Raw genomic sequence first — 487 nt, forward strand, 5'->3', positions numbered from 1 at the left:
CTTTAACCCAAACAAGGTGTTCTCGCCACCCATCATGGCTCCAGCCTTCCCTTTTGCATCTTTGGAAGCCAGCGTTGCCTTAGAAGACATCAGAATATACTTCGACCCTTTGAGAAGCCTGGCCTGCTCGATTTCACCGCTTGCGATCAGCTCTCTCTGAACATCCTTCCGGACTTCAGAGACCACTTTATCGTTAAAATTCTTAACGATATGAAAATAGTCAAATACGATAGAAATCCATGGGAATCGATCTTGAAATGCTTCCTGAAAATCAGAGTTCATGTCACAGGCAACAGCTTGAACATGACTCATCCATTCAATACCCGCATGATCAATAAAATCGTATACGACCTGTTTCTTCTTGCCTCTGGCAATCCAAAGAACATGGCCGGTTTCCAGATCGATGATATGGGTGGCGTATTTATGGCCGTTATGAAGCTTGAATTCATCGATAGCCAGATATCGACTGCAGGTATCGGGTTTCTTC

Annotated in this window: 1 protein-coding gene; it reads right to left on the reverse strand. The window is 44.4% G+C overall.

Annotated elements, in window-relative coordinates:
- Positions 1–459, reverse strand: a 459-nt coding sequence (locus Afil_RS10725; protein ID WP_439647330.1) for a transposase, incomplete at its 3' end; no start/stop codon positions are given.
- Between the last annotated feature and the right edge of the window lie 28 nt (positions 460–487).

Origin of the sequence: Allobaculum fili (assembly GCF_020969955.1) — a bacterium.
Lineage (GTDB): Bacteria > Bacillota_I > Bacilli_A > Erysipelotrichales > Erysipelotrichaceae > Allobaculum > Allobaculum fili.